Source organism: Burkholderia sp. Bp9031, from assembly GCF_003857965.1.
In the GTDB taxonomy this organism is placed as follows: Bacteria; Pseudomonadota; Gammaproteobacteria; order Burkholderiales; family Burkholderiaceae; genus Burkholderia; species Burkholderia ambifaria_A.
Genome location: NZ_QTPW01000075.1, coordinates 1 through 2,458 on the forward strand (window position 1 = coordinate 1; position 2,458 = coordinate 2,458).

Consider the following 2,458-nt stretch of genomic DNA (forward strand, 5'->3'; position numbering starts at 1 on the left):
CCGCGATCGGAGCCCTCTTCGGGGGAGGTTCTTCGATCGACTGCTTCATGAATTGACGGCTAATTGGGCAGTATTCGGCCAGTTTCGGTCGGTCGACATTCCCCGGTAAGTCGTCGACAATTTGGTATGGGGCGTGACGATTCCGGGCTGGGTTTCCGCCACCCGCAGCGTAGAAGGGGCATCGCGCGATAATTGGAATTTCATGATCAAGGAAACCAAAACTTCGGAGATCGAGCGACGTGAGACTAATGCGAACTGGTGAGCGAGCGGGTTATCTGATTGCCGAATGGAGCGACGGGACTGACGGGGCTATCGAGGACTTAGTTCTGCGCTGTCCGGAACTTGTGCTGGGGCGGCATGTTGCAATCGCAAGTTGCGACAGCGGCCCGTATACGCCGACCAATGAGGAATTCATGGCGGGGTGGTCGAAGATCGGCAAACTCGCGGTCAGTCCGTTAGTCAGCGCGGTATCGCAGCTTCCGATGCCAGGCTTTGACGAGTGGTACGTGTACGATAGGCTTAATAGGTATGAGCCTCACGCAAACTTTGTGAATCGCTTAGGTTTTAGCCCGCTCAACTTCGATGACGCGTACACGGAGCAATTCTTGGGGCAGGTTATCAAGCCAAGAACCAAAGAAAACAATCGCGACGAAGAAAAATCGGACGGTATCGAGCATATTTCGTGGAGTTAATATCATCCGCGTTTTCGCTCTAACATTTTATCGATGTCGACGTCCGTTGACATCGACGGCCACAACGTCTCACCTGCGAGGCCGCGCAAGGTGAGGATGTCGTTTTGAATTTCGAGCAACTTTACCCTTGGGGCGATGATGCTAGAGAGCAAAATAAACCGCCTTGGTTTGCCGTATGCGACGCACAATATGGTTTGTCCACGCGCTCCGCTCCAGCGGAGGCTAGTAACTTGTGCTATCGGTACGGCCTTGTAGCCAAGCAACCAAGACCGAACAATAGTCTGCTCAGTTAGATCAACGCGCATGGTCAGCATGAACGTCAGCCATACCGCTAGCAGAGCTGCCATCAAGAAAAATCCCAGCGCAACGAGAAGGTTTTCTCGTTTGGTGATTCCAAAGCCTGTGAAAAGGAATAATGCAATGCCGGGAGTTGTGAGTACTAGCAGGCAGATCCGTGAACCACGGGAAGCCCGATAACTATTGTTCATAAGATATCCCCGGCGATCCCCACGAAGGCGATTTCGTATCTTCGTCCTGTTTTGCTCCGTGATCTACTGGTGATAGCGCGCAAACAGCCGGCCCTGTATGAGTCTATCGATGGCACTGCTTTTGGTGTTGAGGCGTGCATTGCGCAGCGAGCAGCCAATTGCAACTAGAGTCGGCGTAACGTGGAGCGTAGCTTTTTGATCTTTGCCTTGTCAGATAAGGCGCAGGTACTGCTGCATCATTGGTGTGACGGTTGCAGGTGTTGCGGTGGGTTGCGTGCTCATGTGACCGGGAAAAGTTGCTTTGGCTGCCCGAGTTTACCAGCGGCCCGCACGGGATCGGTCAAAGTCCGCCATCCGGCCAGGTGCTGGGGAAGGCAAGCGGCTGCTATCGGCAGGTTCAACGGTCTATCATGGGGCGATATCTGCTGACTGTGACGGGGGACATATGTCGCACGCTTTGTACGAATTGCTTAAAGACCTTGACGATCGCCGCCTCTTTTATACATTGGGCCGGCATCGCCCGGACACCATTCTGATCTCCATAACTGTGCCTGGTGAGCGTATCGAGATCGACGTGTTCGACGATGGACATATGGAAATGTCCCGCTTTTCCGGAGATGAGAGTGTAATTGACGAACAACAAATGATTTTGAAGGCTATCGAGGACGCATCCGAGTGAAACGGGGGAGCGACGAGACGCAACGCGACCACTTCACGTCCGGGCGGATGCAATCGGCTAATGAAAACCTACCAACTTCAATGACGTGCTATCTATAATGGCGACTTTATACATATTTTCAGCGTTGATTGCTCTGGGTGTATATGCGCTTTTGGCTAGATTGAAGCCGCTTAATAGGATTTTGATTTCTATTTTGATATTTTTGATTCCATCAATATTAGTGACGGTTATTGTTCTCATGATTGGAGATAAGTCACCATTAGTGTCAAAAACTGTGGATGCGGAAAGCGACTCCACGATTCATTCTGCCGGGCAATCTCGGTGAGCATCATATTTTTTGCGCCCCTTTGAGATGGATCTGTTTGTGACTACGCTTGGTTCCCATACTTCAAGTCGATGGTGTTGAATTGAATTTTGCACAATGTGAATAATCTTCGGGGAGACAATAGGCTACCGCGCCGGTCGTCGATTGACCGCTTTGGGAAAATCTGAAGGGCCGTTCCGGGTCGCTTCATTCCTTTTGCATGAGGCGCGCACCCGAGGCGGTCGTCGAACTCAGCCGTGGGGCGCTGGTCGGAGAACGGTCGTTGGGTTGCTTC

Annotated in this window: 3 protein-coding genes; 2 read left to right on the plus strand and 1 reads right to left on the minus strand. The window is 52.0% G+C overall.

Annotation, left to right across the window (positions count from 1 at the left end; genetic code table 11):
* Nucleotides 1-248 precede the first annotated feature (248 nt).
* The gene (locus DIE15_RS36490) at nt 249-692 is read left to right on the plus strand and encodes a hypothetical protein (RefSeq protein ID WP_124835867.1); all 444 of its coding nucleotides are present in this window, start codon (nt 249-251) and stop codon (nt 690-692) included.
* 2 nt (nt 693-694) lie between these two features.
* Here DIE15_RS36490 and DIE15_RS36495 read toward each other — a convergent pair whose 3' ends face one another.
* Nucleotides 695-1,180: a hypothetical protein gene (locus DIE15_RS36495; RefSeq protein WP_124835868.1), complete on the minus strand. Its 486-nt coding sequence runs from the start codon at nt 1,178-1,180 to the stop codon at nt 695-697.
* A gap of 445 nt (nt 1,181-1,625) precedes the next feature.
* On the opposite strand from DIE15_RS36495, the gene DIE15_RS36500 reads away from it, so the two are divergent.
* A complete protein-coding gene (locus tag DIE15_RS36500) occupies nt 1,626-1,859 on the plus strand; it encodes a hypothetical protein (RefSeq protein WP_124835869.1) in 234 nt (77 codons plus the stop codon).
* Nucleotides 1,860-2,458: the final 599 nt, after the last annotated feature.